Origin of the sequence: Domibacillus antri (assembly GCF_001936625.1) — a bacterium.
GTDB lineage: Bacteria > Bacillota > Bacilli > Bacillales > Domibacillaceae > Domibacillus > Domibacillus antri.
In genome coordinates this window covers 1-16666 of sequence record NZ_MSDU01000062.1, presented here as the reverse complement: position 1 = coordinate 16666, position 16666 = coordinate 1, and the positions used below count along the sequence as shown (strand labels likewise).

Sequence of the window (16666 nt, the reverse complement as noted above, 5' to 3'; positions counted from 1 at the left end):
CATACTGGTGTACAAATTATTTATAAAAATATTTAAGCTGTGGAAGAGGTGCCGTCCATGTTAGTGTATTCTGACTGAACGGTGCTTTTTTGTGAAAATGAAATGTTTTATTATACCTTGAAACGGGGATAGAGGGGATGAAAACATTAGAAAAATAGTTCAAGAAGACAAGGAGCAATAAAAGGAGGGGTGCCTCAAATGTTCATTGAGACACTCCTTCTTTATTTGTATAGCCGGATTTTCTGATTTTGGGCCGGTTTTCTTGCTCTTTTGGCCGGGTTTTTGGTCGTCCATCCGCACTTATGGGACGGCTGCTCTACATTATGCTCCTAAGATCGTATCTATTTTCTTCAAATCTTCCTCATGCAATAGCACGCCCGCTGCTTTCGCTGTGTCGCGGATCTGCTCCGGTCGTTTGCCGCCCGGAATGACGGAGTCGACGCCGTCTTGCGCAAGAAGCCAGGCGAGAGCGAGGTGGCTGACGGTTGTCTGTTTTTGAGCTGCGGCCTCTTTTAACTGTTCGACTTTGGCGAGGTTTTTTTCGAATTCACCTTCTGCGAAAAGGGGAACGGAATTGCGCCAGTCGTTAGCCGCAAGTTTAAAGTCTTTTGTATATTTTCCGCCGAGAAGGCCGAATGCAAGAGGGCCGTATGGGATAAATGAGATGTCGTTTTCGACGCAGTAGGGCAGTACGTCCTGTTCAACGGAGCGGTCAAACATGTGATAAGCCATTTGCAAAGCATTAATATCGCCGTGTGCATTCGCTTCTTTTAATTGATCAATTGACATGTTGGATACACCAATTGCCCGGATTTTGCCTTCTTCTCTCAACTTAACAAGCTCGGCGACAGCATCGCCGACCGGCGTTTTGCCGTCAGGGAAATGAATGTAATATAAATCAACGTAATCCGTATTTAATCGCTTTAAACTATTTTCAAACGCTTTTCGCAAATACGCGGGGTTGTTGTTTTTCACGACGGAGCCATCAGAGAACCATTCGTTGGCGCCTTTTGTGGCAAGGACAATTTCGTTGCGGGGCTTTTCTTTTATGACTTCGCCGACCAGTTCTTCGGAGCGGCCTTTTCCATATATATCAGCTGTATCAATGAATGTAATGCCTTCCTCAATCGCTGCGCGGACAAAGTTTTTGCCGTCTTCTTCATTTAAATTTTCAAACAAATTATGACCGCCGACCGCATTCGTCCCGAGACCGATTCTCGAAATGTTCAGATCCGTTTTCTTCAGTGTCGTATATTGCATCTTCATCCCTCCCAGTTTTTTCTTCTCTTCCACTTTACATGATCCCTATATCACGGTCAAAAAAGATGACCGGCAAAATGACGGAAAAAGATTTTTCATTTTCCTATATACGTCTGTTTTTTTAAAGAGGATGATTTGTTGACATTTTAAGCGTGTCTATATTACTATCTAAATAGATTATTAAGTTACCTATATTAATAAAATGATTGCGCTTACATTTTGATGGTGAGAGGAGAATGAAAGATGCAGCAGTTTGAAACAATTACGAAAAGCTATATTAATGGACAGTGGGTAAAAGGGAATACCGGGCGTGTGTATAGCGATTTAAATCCATACGACAACTCGGTCATTGCCGAAGTGAACATTGCGTCAAAAGCACAAATGGAAGAAGCGTTTGAAACAGCCGCCGCCGCACAGAAAGAGTGGGCAAAATCGTCTGTGGAGGAACGGAAAGCGGTCATTGAAAAAACGGCTGAATACTTAAAGGAACACCGTGAAGAAATTGTTCAGCTTGTCAGCCGCGAAACAGGCGGAACCATTTTAAAAGCAAATGTCGAGCTTCATCTGGCGCTTGAAGTGCTGGAAGAAGCCCTTAACTATGCCGGTGAAGTGGGCGAAGTGCGGGAAGTGCCGGCTGGTGTAGAAGGCAAAGTAAACCGCATTTACCGTCTTCCGCTCGGTGTTATTTCATCCATCTCACCATTTAATTTTCCGATCAACTTATCAATGCGTACGATTGCGCCGGCGATTGCGCTCGGCAATGCCGTTGTTCATAAGCCCGATATTCAAGTCGGACTTGTCGGTGGTGTTGTACTGGCGAAAGCGTTCGAATATGCAGGTCTTCCGGCGGGTGTATTCAACATGTTATTAACTGATGTGGAGGAAATGGGCGACGATATGCTGTCCCACCCGATTCCGCGTTTGATCAGCTTTACAGGTTCCACAGTCGTCGGGCGCCATATTGGTGAAATTGCCGGCCGCAATTTGAAGCGTGTTGCACTCGAACTTGGCGGAAACAGCCCGTTCGTCGTGTTGTCTGATGCGGATGTGGATCAGGCCGTGAACGCCGCGATCTTCGGTAAATATATTCACCAGGGTCAAATTTGCATGATTATTAACCGGATCATTGTGCATAAAGATCAGCATGATGCATTTGTCGAGAAATTTGTGGAACGGACAAAAGGATTGGCTGCCGGTAATCCACAGGACCCGAATACCGTGATCGGACCGCTTGTAAACGAACGCCAGCTTGAAAAAGCACTCGGTTTTGTGGAAATGGCCAAAAAAGAAGGCGCCGCAGTCGCACTTGAAGGGAAACGGGAAGGAAACGTTTTGACGCCTTTCATTTTTACAGATGTGAAAAACGATGGGGAGGTCGCGCAAAAAGAATTATTTGGCCCGATTGCCCTTATCATTAAAGCGGACAGCGATGAAGAAGCAATTACTATGGCAAACGATACGGAGGCGGGCCTTAGTTCGGCTATTTTCACAAGCGATCTTGAAAAAGGAGAGCAATATGCCCTGCAGCTTGATACAGGCATGACGCATATTAACGATCAGACGGTAAACGATGCACCGAATATTCCGTTTGGCGGCAACAAAGCAAGCGGAATGGGCCGTTTCGGCAATCCGTGGGTTGTGGATGAATTTACAGTGACGAAATGGGTATCCGTGCAGACAAAAGCAAGACAATTCCCGTTTTAAAAATATAGATAGAATTAAAAAAGCAGCCTGCAAAAAATTTTTGCAGGCTGCTTTTTTGAACCAGATGCTCTGAAAAAGACGATTTACAGTGTATTTGATCCGAACATGTCCGGCCATCATTATTCATCTATGTATCATGATGTGAAAAAAGGACGGCCGACAGAGATTGATTATTTAAACGGGTCTGTGATAAATATCGCAAAAAGACATGGCATTCCTGTACCTTATAACGAACTTCTTTTTCATTTAATTAAAATGATGGAAAACAAAAAGTCAGACTATTGACAATATTGGCCGGTGTATTATAATATCTATTTAGATAATTAAGTTCTCTATTTAGATATTAATGATTGCGCTTTCATTTTATTCTGAAAAGAAAAAAGGAGGATTTGCATATGTCGAAGAAAGAAGTATTTACGCAGGCACAATTGGACCAGTATTATGATGGAATGAAAAAGGAACATCTTGGACCGCTATGGTACGATCTTGGTCATATGGTGACAAAAGAGCCCGTTCATGATGTGAAGCCGTATTTGTGGAAATGGAAAACGATCCGGGCGTATGCATTGACAGCCGGTGACTTGCTGGAGCCGGGCAAAGATGCGGAGCGCCGCGTTGTGTATTTGCAAAATCCGAGCTTGGTCGAACGGGGATTAATCGGATATGGGACACACACATTGTATGCGGGTATTCAGCTGTTAATGCCGGGTGAAAGTGCGCCTTCTCATCATCACTCTCAGTCCGCCATCCGTTTTGTCATTGAAGGGGAACAGGCGTACACGGCCGTAAACGGAGAAAAAACATATATGGAGCGCGGCGATATGATTTTAACGCCGGCGTGGACATGGCATGAGCATAAGCATGAAGGAACGGAGCCGATGTTCTGGATGGACGGTCTCGATGTCGGGCTTGTCCGTACGCTTGCCGCTTCTTTCTTCGAGCCGTATGAAGAAGAATCGTATCCGATGGAAGCGCCGGAAAATTATTCGACGAAGCAGTTTTCAATGGGCGCGTTTAAAAAATTAAATGAAGAGAAGGCACCAGGTTATCCTTCACCGATTTTCGGCTATAAATTTGAACGGGTCAAATATTTGCTTGATCAAATGACGGAAGAAGACAATGATCCGTTTGACGCTTATGCGATTGAATATATTAATCCAGCGACAGGCGGTTCCGCCGATTCACGCATTGGGACAATGATGCAAAAGTTAATACCGGGTCAGCACACGAAAGCGCACCGCCACGTACACAGCGCGATTTATCATGTGCTTGAAGGAACAGGTTATACCGTGATTGACGGCCAGAAATTTGAATGGGAAAAAGGAGATTTCTTTATTTTGCCGCCTTGGAGCTATCACGAGCATGTCAATACAGGCTCTGAAGATGTATTCCTCTTTTCATTCAATGATAAACCGGTCATGGAAAAGCTGGAACTGGAATTCAGCGAAGAATACAAAGAAAATAACGGACAACAAACGGTTGAATCAACATTTGTTCCAAATACAGACGTTTAAGAGGGGAAGGGAAGCACTGTGAAAATTGCCATTTTTAATGAAGATATACTCGGTGTTGTCAAAGGGGACCGTGTAACGGATGTATCAAAAGCGGCCGGATGGGATTCCGCCCAACCAAATGAATCTTTCTTAAAGCTTATTGAACAATTTGATGAGTTAAAAGCTGCGATTGAAAAGGAAGCGGAGACAGGGCCGTCGTACGCGCTGAGTGAAGTGACGTTAAAATCGCCGGTTCCAAGCACGCGGAAAATCTGGGCGGCGCCGGTTAACTACCGGAAGCACCAGGAAGAAATGAATAAAATGTTTAATAATGCACCGCGCACGATTGAAGAAATTGCCCTATTTTTAAAGTCTCCTGAGTCGTTGTCAGGTCCAAACGATCCGATTTTACTTCCTTACAAAGACCGCCGCACCGATCATGAAGCGGAACTCGGTTACGTTGTCGGGAAAAAGGCGAAAAACGTCAAAAAAGGCGATGCGAAAGACTATATTTTCGGCTATTTCGCCCTTCTCGATATTTCAATCCGGGGCAATGAGGAGCGGACGTGGCGCAAGTCGTTTGATACGTTTACGCCAATCGGTCCCTGGATCGTAACGGCGGATGAAATTGACGATCCGAACAATTTGCCGATGACGCTTTGGGTCAATGACGAAGTGCGTCAGGATGGCAGCACCAAACATTTAATTTACGACTGCTATAAATGCTTTGAAGTGGCATGTGACAACATGACATTGATGCCGGGCGATGTTATTGCGACAGGCACCCCTGAAGGAGTCGGTCCCATTCAAGCAGGTGACCGCGTCCGCATTAAAATTGATCAGATCGGCGAGTTCACTGTTGATGTCAAACTGGCGGAAGAAGCGTAAGGAGATGTCTTTATGAAAAATATTCATCGTCTAAAAGTAGCCTTCGGGGATACGGATGCGGCCGGAATCGTGTTTTATCCGAATTTTTACCGGTGGATGGATCAGGCGGCCCATGAATTAATCGGGGCTGCTGTCCTTCCTGTATCGAAACTGCAGACAGAACGGCAGATTATCCTGCCGCTTCTTGAAACGTTTTGCCAGTTTAAATCACCGTTATTTTTTGAAGATTTGGTCGAGGTGCATTCGGAAGTCGTGGAAATGAAAGAAAAAGTAATGAAAATCGAGCATGTGTTTAAAAGAGGGGACCATATTGTGGCATCCGGTTATGAAGTAAGAGCGTGGACATCAACGGAAAGCGGCACGCCAAAAGCCGTTCCTGTTCCGGATGATGTGCGGTCAGCACTCGGACACGGACCGGACGGCCAATGATCGTGGAGGGGATGGCATGGTGAATACACACATACCGGTGGCAATTGACGAACTGTTAACAGAGGCGGCTGTGAAATATGGATCGGGTACGGCGTTTACAGACGGCGTACATACGCTGACATTTAAACAGGCGGAACAGCTGTCGAAACGTGTGGCGAAACATTTTTTAAAGATGGGCCTGCAAAAAGGGGATGTCATTGCCGTTCAGCTTCCGAACTGCATGGAGTTTGTTCTGGCCCATCTTGCGGCCGCGCAAATCGGGCTCGTCTTTAATCCGCTCAGCCCGAATTACCGCCGCCAGGAATTGACGTATATGCTTGGTCACTGTGAAACGAAAGCCATTATTGTACCGGGCTCAACCAGTAAATTTGATTTTGAAACGCTGGCATTTGAAGTGAAAGAAAAACTGCCTTATTTAGCTCATGTCATTACCGCGGGAGGTGCGGGTCATGAAGAAAGTGTCGCATTTTCCGCTTTTCTTGAGGAGGATCCAGCAGGAATAACAGAGGATGACCTTTCCGCCTGTAAACCCAGACCCGATGATCCATCGCTCATTATGTTTACATCCGGCACAGAATCGAATCCGAAAGCGGTTTTGCATACATCGCGGACGTTTGTGGCGCCTCATTTACGGAATGGGTATGAATACCAATTGGATGAACAAGATACTATTTTAAGTTTGACGCCTCTTTGCCATATGTTTTCGTTGCCGATGATTATGATTAGCCTTCATCAAGGCGCAAAGCACTATTTGTACCGTGAATACAAGGTGGATGAATTAATCGCTGTTTTTGGCCGTGAGCATGTGACGTTTTTAATTGCGGCACCGGCTCATTTGCTTGATATTTTGCATCATATGAAGACAGCCGGTACAGCGGCTGATGATGTAAATCTCCGTCTCGTACTGACGGGCGGAACAAAAATTCCATCGCAAATGGTGAAAGATTTGCGGGATGTGCTGCAATGCAACGTCGGTGCCCAGTGGGGAATGACGGAGGTGTGTGCAGGTTCATTCACACGCCCTGATGATGACCCGGCAAAAGCGTGGGAAACGATCGGCCGTGTTAATCCAACTGGAGAAGTCATCATTGTGGATGAAGAAAACAATGTCCTGCCGGCTGGCGAAATCGGTGAAATTGCCTTTAAAGGGGACAGTTTATTTGTGGAGTATTACCGGAATCCGGATGCCACGAAATCCGCTTTTAATGAAGACGGTTACTTCTTAACAGGCGATCAGGGCTATCTTGATGAAGACGGCTACATTTATTTTTCGGGGCGGACGAAAGACACGATCAATCGCGGCGGATTAAAATTTCATGCGTCTGAGATTGAAGAAGCGCTGCAGATGAATCCGAAAGTGCGTCAAGCTGCTGTTGTCAGCGTGCCTGATCCTCGTCTCGGCGAACGGGCGTGTGCCTATATCGCCCTGCGCGACGGGGAAGAGTGGACATTTGATGAGGTAAAATCATTTTTGCTTGAGCAGGGATTTGCGAAATATAAAATTCCGGAGTATGTAGAAATGAGAAAAGAACTTCCGACAACACCATCCGGCAAAATATCAAAAGGACCGCTTCGTACAGAAGCGCAGCTCCTTGGACAAGAATAATAAAAAGCTCGAAAGCTGTTTTCACGCTTTCGGGCTTTTTTTAATTCTGAAATCCAAACTGGCGGGAAATTTCTGCACTTTTTTCAAGCAGTGCTTTGCCCAGTGGTTCGTCTGCTTGAGCGGGGATATTGTCGGAAAAACCGACAATAATGACGGCGCCGATAATGGTTTTTTCATAGTTAAAAACAGGGATAGCGGCAGATGCAACGGAAGGAGCGAGAGCATCGCTTGCAAAAGCGATACCGTCGGATGGAATGTGATTCATATCCTGCTCCAGCTGCTTTTTCACTTCCGCTGAAAGACCAGTCATTTGCTTTTCTTTCCATTCAGCTGCAAGCGCCCCTTTTTTGCAAGCGGCGAACAGTTTTCCGCCGGCTGAATGGATCGGCAATAGGGTGCCGACCTGTCCGCCAAGGTTTAGACCGGCCCGGCTGTGAATCATTTTAATAATCATGGGTCCTTCATGTGTCCATACTGCGAGCAATGTCGTTTCTTTTGAAAGTAAATTAATTTCTTCCAGATACGGTGTCACTTTTAAGGAGATATCTTCCTGGTTGACCGCAGCCATACCGTACTCGATTAATGTACTGCCCGCTGAATATAAACCGGACTCTTTATCGCGGTGCAAAACCCCCAGAGATGTGAGCGTATTCAAATATTTGTATAAATTACTTTTTGTTATTTTAGTATAATGATGAATGTCGTTGAATTTCATCGGATTCCCGTGCCTGGCCACGAGATCAATGATGGAAAAACCAACAAGCAAAGATTGAATTTGTACCGGTTTTTTTTCTTCTGCCATAGACGAAACCATCCTTTTTTATAGTCTTCTCAGCGAGGTATATTATGTTCATTTTATCATTAACGCTGTATTTTTTCTATATTTTGAAAATTTTAATAATCGAATATTTTATTTATAATTATCCCGTATAGAGGAACTGTGAAGTGTTTTTGAAGACGTCCAATCTATTATAATGCAATTAATAAAACGTTTTCAAAAAAGGTTGAAAGGGAGTTTTTTATGACAAATGTTAATAAACGCGATGTCATCGTTGTAGGAGCAGGGCCGGTTGGGCTGACTGCAGGATTGGCACTTCAAAAAAAGGGCATTTCATGTGTCGTCATTGAAGCGGACCCGAAAGACCGTCCGCGTCCCGGCAGCCGTGCGATCTTCCTGCACAGCGCGACACTTAAACTTTTAGAAGAGACATCAAAAGGGCTCGGATTTGAATTGGCGAGAAACGGTGTGATTTGGCCGATTAAACGGACGCTTTATAAAGAAAAAGAAGTGTATGTGAAAAATTACGGGGTGACAAACAATCAGGACCCGAATAAACTGCCTCATTTCACATCCCTTCACCAGGATAACATTGAGAAACATATTTATGATGCGTGCGTGAAAGCAGGAGTTGAGTTTGTATGGGGGGCGCCTGTCAAAACACTTGATATTCAAGATGACGGTGTAACATTGACGACAGAAAACGGCGATGTGTGGGAAGCGCAGTATATTATCGGCTGTGACGGTGCCCGTTCGGTCGTGCGGGAGCAAGCCGGTTTGAAATTTGAAGGGCCGCGCACAAATGATACTTTCCTTGTGGTCGATGTCAAAGAAGACGAGGAAAATCCGCTGCCGCTTGAGCGTGTTTTCCACTATCATCATCCGGCGATGGGCCGCCGCAATGTCATGCACGTCCCGTTCAAAGGGGGATGGCGCGTTGATTTGCAGCTGCTTGAAGATGATGATCTTGATGAATTTGCAAGCCCTGAAGGTGTGAAAAAATGGCTTCCGAAAGTAATGGATACAAAATATGCTGAGCGGATTACATGGGTGTCTTCGTATCGCTTCCATCAAGTTGTTGCCGATTCTTTTACAGATAAAAAGCACCGTATCCTGCTTGCGGGTGAAGCTGCGCACCTTTTTGCGCCATTTGGAGCACGAGGTTTGAACTCCGGGGTGCCGGATGCTCTTATTGCGATTCGCGGTATCGAAAAAGCGTTGAATGCATCCAGTGAAGAGGAAAGACGTGAAGCCATTGGCGCAGCAGCAACAGAGCGCCGGATTGCGGCTAACTGGAATCGTGACGGCTCCACAACTGCCCTTCATCATTTACAGGGGGACGCGCCGGAAATCGATATGAAGCGTGCCGTTGCGGCTTCTCTCGTATCGATTGTTCCGAGACTCGGACGCTGGCTTGATGAAGGCCCATACGGACCAAAATTTGGACCGCCTGAATTGACAACAAAATATTAAAAGACAAAGACCGGTTTTTTTCAAACCGGTCTGCTTAATCCGATAGAGAAAGGTGAGGAAGAAGATGACGGTGATGATCAACGAAGAAAAACACGGGACGAAAGCGCAGGAAGTCAATGAAATGATCGAGCGTTTGACATCGATTGATTGGTATCATCAGGCTGGCGTCCAGGAAGAGACAGCGGCCGATCATGTCCATCAATTTATGAAAGAGCTTGGTGTAACAGAATACGAGTTAAAATGGCTGACGAAAGAAGAAGCCCCTTCTGTTGTACCGTCCCTTTCACTGAATGACAGCGCATTTTGGGAAGTGTTAAAAGATATACCGGACCGGTTAAAAGCAAAAATTGATCAAAATGAACAGCAGCAATTGCTCGAAACGACAGTGGATCTTGTCCCGGAAGCGGTCTTTCACGGTGCGTTCGCAAAAGCCTTTTCCGTATTTAAGGATGAAAAAACCGTTCAGTTTCTTGTCGGCCATGCTATGTATATAAGTGTGATGGCCTGTTCAGCAGTGCTTGCAGATGAGATTCAATTATTTGAACCGGTTATTGAGCTGCTGGAAGCGGGTCATTTGCCGCTTGGTCCACAAGGAAACACATTTTACTTGCTGTGAAAAAATGAAGTCTCAAAAGTCATGAAACATTTGGCTTTTGAGGCTTTTTTAATCGAAAAGCAGGGATGCTCAATCATGAGAGCATCCCTGAGGCTATTTTTTACTGTACAACTTTCTCAGTTCGTTCATCCAGTATCCGTTTTGCTTTCATGGAGAAGCGGGGCAGATGGCCGTCCGGGACGATTTCGGTATCGATACGGAGGCCGACGCGTTCCCGCAGGCACACAGCCAGTTTTTTGGATACTGCGGCATCAGACGTTTCAATTTGTATTTTAATTTGATCCATATCTTCGATGGTGTAGTATACAATGCGAAACTCTTTTATTTCAGCATATTCACGGACAATGGACTCGATGGAAGAAGGATAAATATTAATGCCTCGGATGACGACCATATCATCAGCCCGGCCGATAATACCGCCCGGCAGAAACATAAATTGATTGCCGCATTCGCAGGACTCTGGTACGTTTAAGACAACATCACCTGTCCGGTAGCGAATGAGCGGATACCCGTAGCGGCCAAGGTTCGTTAAAACAAGTTCCCCTTTTTCACCCGGGGCTGCCGGTTCAAGCGTATCAGGATTTATAATTTCGGCGATGAATTCGCTTTCATTGATATGAATCCCTTTTTGAGCATTGCATGAATAGCCGTAGGCACCCATTTCAGTCATCCCGACATGGTCGTAAAGCGTGGCGCCGTATGCGCTTTCAATTTGCTTGCGGATGGATGGGACAGAGCCGCCCGGTTCACCTGCCGTAATAATTTTAGTAATGGTTGTGTCTTTTAAATCAATCCCCATCTCTCCTGCTGTTTCAATTAAATGAAGCACATAGCTCGGAGTTCCTAAAAGGACTGTTGCTTTATTTTCGATTATACTTGTCAGCCGCTCTTTGGACGTCTGGCTGCCGGCGGTAATGACGAGTGCGCCAATTTGTTTTGCTGCTTCAAATGCACCCCAGAATCCGATAAATGGGCCGAATGAAAAGGCGAGAAAGACGTGGTCGCTGTTTGTCACACCACTTGAACGATATACTTCTTTCCAGCATGTTTCCCACCATGACCAGCTTTCGTATGTATCCAAAATTTTCAACGGCCGGCCGGATGTTCCGGATGTTTGGTGATACCGAATATAATTTTTGACCGGATAAGAATGATTTTTTCCGTGCGGCGGATGCATTTTTTGATCGTTTACAAGTTCTTGCTTTGTCGTGAACGGCAGCTTAGCTAAATCAGCGTGTGTTCGAACAGGAAGTGAACAGCCGGATAACTTTTCTTTGTAAAAATCATTGTACTGTGTTACAAATACTAGCATCTGATTTAGTTTTTGTATTTGGTAATCACAAAGCGGGGTGTCAAGTTCATGTACTTTGTAAAGTGGTATAGTCATTGAAATGAATCTCCCTTCCAGCGTTGTTACAACTTATCATATTTTTTGTAAGCGTTTTTAAAAATAAACAAGTTCCTCTATATGGAACTTTTTATTTATTTTTTATTTTTGGGGGATGGGTATATGAACACAGAACGATTATGGACAAGATCTTTTTTCATGGTTTGTGCAGCTAATTTTTTTCTATTTGTGACGTATTATTATTTGCTTGTCACTCTTCCGTCAGCTGCATTAACTCATTTTCATGCAGCCGGGTCAATAGCAGGATTGTTTACAACCCTTTTTCTTGGCGCAGCCATTGTGATTCGTCCATTTGTCAGTGCATGGATGATGAAATTTGGCAAACGCGCTTTATTAATCGCGTCGCTCATTATTTTTTTTACGGCATCGTTTTTGTATGGATGGTTTGATTCCGTCATTGCGCTGCTCATTCTTCGTTTTTTTCATGGGATTGGTTTCGGTATGGCGACGACTGTGACGGGATCGATTGTCGCGGATCTTGTACCGGATGCGCGAAAAGGGGAAGGGATGGGGTACTTTATTATGTCCGCTAATCTGGCGATGGTGGCCGGTCCTTTTCTTGGGATCACGATCTTTGGCGAGTATGGATTGACGACGATGTTCTGGATTGGCGCCGTGTTTTCATTCGGAGCGCTTTTGCTTGGCTGGCTGACGAGGCTTCCAGAGGAGCCGGCGATCGAGCAGAAAGGAAAAGAGAAACAGGCTGTATTTGAAAAAACGGCGATTCCGATTTCCGTAACAGGGGCCTTTTTTGCTGTAGCGTATTCATCCATTTTGTCGTTTATGGCTGTTTTTGCGGCACAGCGTGGATTGGAGGAAGCGTCGGGTTACTTTTTTGCCGTTTATGCTGCCATACTGCTCCTGACACGTCCTTTTACAGGAAGATGGTTTGATCAGTACGGAGCGAATGCCATCATTTTCCCGGCGATCATCCTTTTTGCAATCGGCATGTTAGCACTTGGTTTATCAAGCAGTACAATTGTCTTTTTTATAGCGGCGGCCTGTATCGGGATTGGCTGGGGCACGCTGTTTCCAAGTTTTCAAACCATTGCGGTTCAGCGCTGCATACCAAAACGCCGGCCGGCCGCGACCGCTACCTTTTTGTCTATCTTTGACCTTGGGATCGGCTTCGGTTCCTTTTTAGCCGGCGCGCTGGCGGGCATAATGGACCTCGGTACATTGTACATATTCTGTTCTGTCTACATTGCATGCGGGCTTGCTTTGTATTGGCGGGCGCAAAGACAGACAGGACAGAAACAGGCTGCTTAATGCCAGCCGAACGATTCAGACAGTTCAAAGGCATTTTTTAAGACGAACTGGCTGATTTCTGTATCTGTATGTTTAGGAATGAGCTGGGTGAAGCCGACGACCGTAATGGCTCCAACCAGCTCTTTTTTATAATTTAAAATGGGGACGCTGAACGAAGATACGTGATCAACGAGCGGCTCGCCGGCATAAGAAAAATAGGTGCTTCGAATCACGTCCAGTTCTTTTTCAAACTGGTTTTTTTCGCCGTCCGGCAATTTCAGCAGCTCGTCCGTTTTCCACTCATTCACATCCGGTGACTGTTGAAAAGCCGCCATCATTTTGCCGGCTGAAGACAGCAGCGGGAGCTTTGTGCCGATCTGGGCACCAATGTTTAGTCCGTAGCTGGCACTCCAAATGTTGGCGATCACCGGTCCGTCATGCGTCCAGACAGATAAAAGGGCCGTCAGCTGCGTATGGCGGCTGATGTCTTTTAAATAGGGTGTTACACGGCTGATGACATTTTCACTTCCAATCGCAGCATTCCCGTATTCGATCAGCTTGCTGCCAAGGAAAAAAGTTCCCTGTTTTTTATCCCGGTACAGCAGACCGAGCATGGTTAATGTATTTAAATATTTATATAGATTGCTTTTTGTAATACCGGTCAATTCTTGAATCTCCGTAAACTTAAGCGGGCGGTCCTGCTCAATCAGCGTATCAATAATGTGAATGCCTGTCTGCAGCGATCCAATAACAGGCAGTGGTTTATTTGGTTCCATAATGGTGCTCCTTACGTACACTTTTTCACATTATCATGGCATATCTTGAGAAAGCTGTCCAACTCGAAATTATTATTGTTTGAATATTGACAAATGTAAGCGGATACGTTAAATTTTTTATAAATAAGGAACATTGTTATCTAAAAGTGAATTTTGTGAGGAGTGCTGAAAATGAAATTAGTGACATTTACACACAATGGTGTAACGCGTATCGCGGCTCTTGAAGGAGATAAAGTAATCGATTTGAATGCTGCTTTTAAAGCAAAGCTTGATTCTGAAGGGAAAATTCGAGCGGCTCAAATTGCTGAAGCGTATGTGCCGGCTGATATGACTGGCTTTTTGCAGGGTGGAAAGGAAAGTCTCGGCTATGCAAAGGAAGCGGTTGCATATGCATTGGAAAGCAGTGAAAGCGAAGTACCGCTCGTATTTGAAAAATCACAGGTGAAAATTGGCGCGCCGGTTACAAACCCGGGAAAAATTATTTGCGTTGGTCATAATTACCGTGAACATATTCTTGAAATGGGACGTGAACTTCCGTCTCATCCGGTCGTTTTCGCGAAATTCGCTAACACGATCATTGGGCCGGAAGATGATATTCCTTTCTATCCAATTTCAGAACAATTAGACTATGAAGCGGAATTCGCATTTGTCATCGGGAAACGTGCAAAAAATGTTTCAGAAGAAGAGGCGCTTGACTATGTGGCAGGTTATGCCGTAGCAAACGATGTGACATATCGTGATATCCAACGCCGTACACTGCAATGGTTACAAGGTAAAACGGTAGATGGCAGTTTACCATTGGGACCTTGGATGGTTACTTCGGATGAACTGACAGATCCTTCCGGTTTGGAAATGGTGTTGACGGTAAATGGGGAAGAACGTCAACGGACTAACACGGCTAACCAAGTATTCCCGGTTCAAAAGTTAGTCTCATTCTTATCTGGTATCGCGACATTAGAGCCTGGTGATATCGTCATTACAGGAACTCCCGGCGGTGTCATTCAGGCAATGGATCCGCAAGTATGGTTAAAAGATGGCGATGTGGTTCGCGTTGAAATCGATAAAGTCGGTGTTTTAGAAAATAAAGTGCGTGCTGTAAAAGGAGAATAAGACGAATGACACAAAATGCGATTACTTCAACTAGTGAGTCTATTGATCGTATTATTGAAACGGTTAAAGGATTATCAGAAGAAACGATTCGCTGGAAACCATCAGAGGAAGAATGGTCGATTATGCAAATTCTGGCCCATATTGCCGAAGCATTGCCGTTTTGGGTAGAGGAGATTAATCAGCTTGTTCAATCTCCTGGCAAAGAGTGGGGTAGAAATCATCTGCATAAGCCTCGTTTACAAGCGGTAAGTCCTGCTGCAGTGGATGCGATTAGTGTGAACGAGATGCTGCAAAAGCTGGAAGATGTGAAACAACAGGTGAAAGACGGGATCGAAAACTTAACTGCCGAGCAGCTTGCAGCTGAGGCGCCAAGCAAAAATCCTAACTTCGGTACGAAACCAATGTCATTTATTATTGACCATTTAATTGATCAGCATGTAAATAAACATGAAGGTCAAATTCAACGCAATTTATCGAAGCGATAATAAGGAAAGGGAGCGATTTTGTATGGCGGAAAAAAATTCGTTTTTTGACAGTCAAATCGTCCAGGATTTCAACCGGGATATTGAACAGTATCATCTCGGACCGCTCTGGAATGCGATTCCGGATTTAATGAAACATACGCCGGAGCCGCATGCGCAGGCGTATTTATGGAAATATGATCTTCTTCACAAAAAATTGATGGAAGCAACGGAAATTTTCACACCGGACCGCGGCGGTGAACGACGGGCCATTTATCTGCAAAACCCGGGATTGAACTACCGCAAGCCGTGGGGCTGGGCTTCGACGACACAGACGCTTTATGCGGCGGTTCAGCTTATTTTGCCGGGTGAAGAAGCGCCATCTCACCGTCACGTGCAAAATGCTCTCCGCTTTATTATGGAAGGGGAAGGCGCTTATTCCATTGTGGACGGACAGCGTATATTCATGGAAAAAGGCGACTTCCTGACGACACCGAACGGGTTATGGCACGGCCACGGCCATACAGGCGACAAGCCGATGATCTGGATGGACTGCCTTGACATTCCGACCGTTTATTATCTTGGGGGCACATTCTTTGAGCCGTATCCGGATAAATTGGAAAAACCGTCTTTACCGGATAATTTCTCCGCACAGCATTATGAAGGCGGCATGGTTCGTCCGATTGGCGACAGATACGCGAAAAAAGCACCTGTCGGCTCGTATAAATGGGCAAAAACAGAAGCGGCACTTGCTGGTTTAAGCCGCTTTGAGCCGGATGCTTTTGATGGATACGCAGTGGAATTTATTAATCCATCCAACGGTGAAACAGCATGTCCGACGATCGCGGCTTGGATGCAAAAGCTGCCGGCCGGCTTCCATTCAAAAGCACACCGTCATACGCATGCGTCCATTTATCATGTGCATGAAGGTTCAGGCCATACCATTATTAACGGTGTCCGCTTTGATTGGGAAAAAGGCGATTATTTTGTTGTACCAAATTGGGCGTGGCATGAACACGTGGCTGAGCAGGAAAGCTACCTTTTCCAAACGAATGATTTGCCGATCCTGGAGCGTTTCGGCCTCGAACGCAAGCAAGAGCTGGACACGAACAACGGCTATCAAGAAGTAACAGGTGAGTTTAAACCGGTTATCGTGTAATCGATTCATCGAGCGACTGTTGCAGAAGTTTTGCAGCAGGCGCTTTTTTGCGTGCAAAAAAGCGTGAGCGAGAGCAAGAGTCGCCCCCCCCCCCCCCCGCCCATTTTTTTTTTTTACAAACCCCCCCCCCCCACACACATCACACCTCTTCTATTTTTATATCCACTGCACCACTCCGTGATCCAGTGCAACACTCCTTGAGGGAGAGCAATATTGCGTGAGCGAGAGCAATATTGGGTGAGCGAGAGCAAGAGTCG

Annotated in this window: 16 protein-coding genes; 12 read left to right on the top strand and 4 right to left on the bottom strand. The window is 45.4% G+C overall.

Annotated elements, in window-relative coordinates; genetic code table 11:
• Window positions 1-321: 321 nt before the first annotated feature.
• A complete protein-coding gene (locus BTO30_RS16025) occupies window positions 322-1260 on the bottom strand; it encodes an aldo/keto reductase (RefSeq protein ID WP_075399698.1) in 939 nt (312 codons plus the stop codon).
• A gap of 243 nt (window positions 1261-1503) precedes the next feature.
• On the opposite strand from BTO30_RS16025, the gene BTO30_RS16020 reads away from it, so the two are divergent.
• The 6 genes from BTO30_RS16020 to BTO30_RS15995 all read left to right on the top strand — a co-directional run bounded on the left by BTO30_RS16020 (window position 1504) and on the right by BTO30_RS15995 (window position 7380).
• Window positions 1504-2964 (top strand): aldehyde dehydrogenase family protein, encoded by a 1461-nt coding sequence (locus tag BTO30_RS16020; RefSeq protein ID WP_075399697.1) that lies wholly within the window; start codon window positions 1504-1506, stop codon window positions 2962-2964.
• A gap of 27 nt (window positions 2965-2991) precedes the next feature.
• Window positions 2992-3249 carry a ketopantoate reductase C-terminal domain-containing protein gene (locus tag BTO30_RS16015; RefSeq protein ID WP_083632480.1) on the top strand — a complete coding sequence of 86 codons (258 nt, stop codon included), beginning with the start codon at window positions 2992-2994 and terminating at the stop codon, window positions 3247-3249.
• 110 nt (window positions 3250-3359) lie between these two features.
• Window positions 3360-4478, top strand: coding sequence for a cupin domain-containing protein (locus BTO30_RS16010; RefSeq protein WP_075399695.1), 1119 nt, complete (start codon window positions 3360-3362; stop codon window positions 4476-4478).
• 18 nt (window positions 4479-4496) lie between these two features.
• Window positions 4497-5345, top strand: coding sequence for a fumarylacetoacetate hydrolase family protein (locus BTO30_RS16005; RefSeq protein ID WP_075399694.1), 849 nt, complete (start codon window positions 4497-4499; stop codon window positions 5343-5345).
• 12 nt (window positions 5346-5357) lie between these two features.
• Entirely contained in the window at window positions 5358-5774 is a 417-nt protein-coding gene (locus BTO30_RS16000; RefSeq protein WP_075399693.1) for an acyl-CoA thioesterase, read from the top strand.
• 16 nt (window positions 5775-5790) lie between these two features.
• On the top strand, window positions 5791-7380 hold the full coding sequence (locus BTO30_RS15995) for a class I adenylate-forming enzyme family protein (RefSeq protein WP_158023613.1): 1590 nt from the start codon (window positions 5791-5793) through the stop codon (window positions 7378-7380).
• Window positions 7381-7420: 40 nt separating this feature from the next.
• Here BTO30_RS15995 and BTO30_RS15990 read toward each other — a convergent pair whose 3' ends face one another.
• Window positions 7421-8182 (bottom strand): IclR family transcriptional regulator, encoded by a 762-nt coding sequence (locus BTO30_RS15990; RefSeq protein WP_075399692.1) that lies wholly within the window; start codon window positions 8180-8182, stop codon window positions 7421-7423.
• Between the two features lie 219 nt (window positions 8183-8401).
• On the opposite strand from BTO30_RS15990, the gene BTO30_RS15985 reads away from it, so the two are divergent.
• Both BTO30_RS15985 and BTO30_RS15980 read left to right on the top strand, forming a co-directional pair.
• Complete coding sequence (locus tag BTO30_RS15985; RefSeq protein WP_075399691.1) at window positions 8402-9631, top strand: FAD-dependent oxidoreductase; 1230 nt, start codon at window positions 8402-8404, stop codon at window positions 9629-9631.
• A 64-nt stretch (window positions 9632-9695) separates the two neighbouring features.
• Entirely contained in the window at window positions 9696-10247 is a 552-nt protein-coding gene (locus BTO30_RS15980) for a hypothetical protein (RefSeq protein WP_075399690.1), read from the top strand.
• A 100-nt stretch (window positions 10248-10347) separates the two neighbouring features.
• Here BTO30_RS15980 and BTO30_RS15975 read toward each other — a convergent pair whose 3' ends face one another.
• The gene (locus BTO30_RS15975) at window positions 10348-11634 is read right to left on the bottom strand and encodes a phenylacetate--CoA ligase family protein (protein WP_075399689.1); all 1287 of its coding nucleotides are present in this window, start codon (window positions 11632-11634) and stop codon (window positions 10348-10350) included.
• Between the two features lie 123 nt (window positions 11635-11757).
• On the opposite strand from BTO30_RS15975, the gene BTO30_RS15970 reads away from it, so the two are divergent.
• Window positions 11758-12924, top strand: coding sequence for an MFS transporter (locus BTO30_RS15970; protein ID WP_075399688.1), 1167 nt, complete (start codon window positions 11758-11760; stop codon window positions 12922-12924).
• On the opposite strand, the gene BTO30_RS15965 is transcribed toward BTO30_RS15970, so the two are convergent.
• On the bottom strand, window positions 12921-13679 hold the full coding sequence (locus BTO30_RS15965) for an IclR family transcriptional regulator (RefSeq protein WP_075399687.1): 759 nt from the start codon (window positions 13677-13679) through the stop codon (window positions 12921-12923). The genes BTO30_RS15970 and BTO30_RS15965 overlap by 4 nt on opposite strands.
• A gap of 171 nt (window positions 13680-13850) precedes the next feature.
• Between BTO30_RS15965 and BTO30_RS15960 the strand changes: the two genes are divergently transcribed.
• The 3 genes from BTO30_RS15960 to BTO30_RS15950 are packed head-to-tail and all read left to right on the top strand — an operon-like array spanning window position 13851 to window position 16409.
• Window positions 13851-14789 carry a fumarylacetoacetate hydrolase family protein gene (locus BTO30_RS15960; protein WP_075399686.1) on the top strand — a complete coding sequence of 313 codons (939 nt, stop codon included), beginning with the start codon at window positions 13851-13853 and terminating at the stop codon, window positions 14787-14789.
• A gap of 5 nt (window positions 14790-14794) precedes the next feature.
• Complete coding sequence (locus BTO30_RS15955; protein WP_075399685.1) at window positions 14795-15274, top strand: DinB family protein; 480 nt, start codon at window positions 14795-14797, stop codon at window positions 15272-15274.
• A gap of 22 nt (window positions 15275-15296) precedes the next feature.
• The gene (locus tag BTO30_RS15950; RefSeq protein WP_075399684.1) at window positions 15297-16409 is read left to right on the top strand and encodes a cupin domain-containing protein; all 1113 of its coding nucleotides are present in this window, start codon (window positions 15297-15299) and stop codon (window positions 16407-16409) included.
• The last annotated feature ends 257 nt before the right edge of the window (window positions 16410-16666 follow it).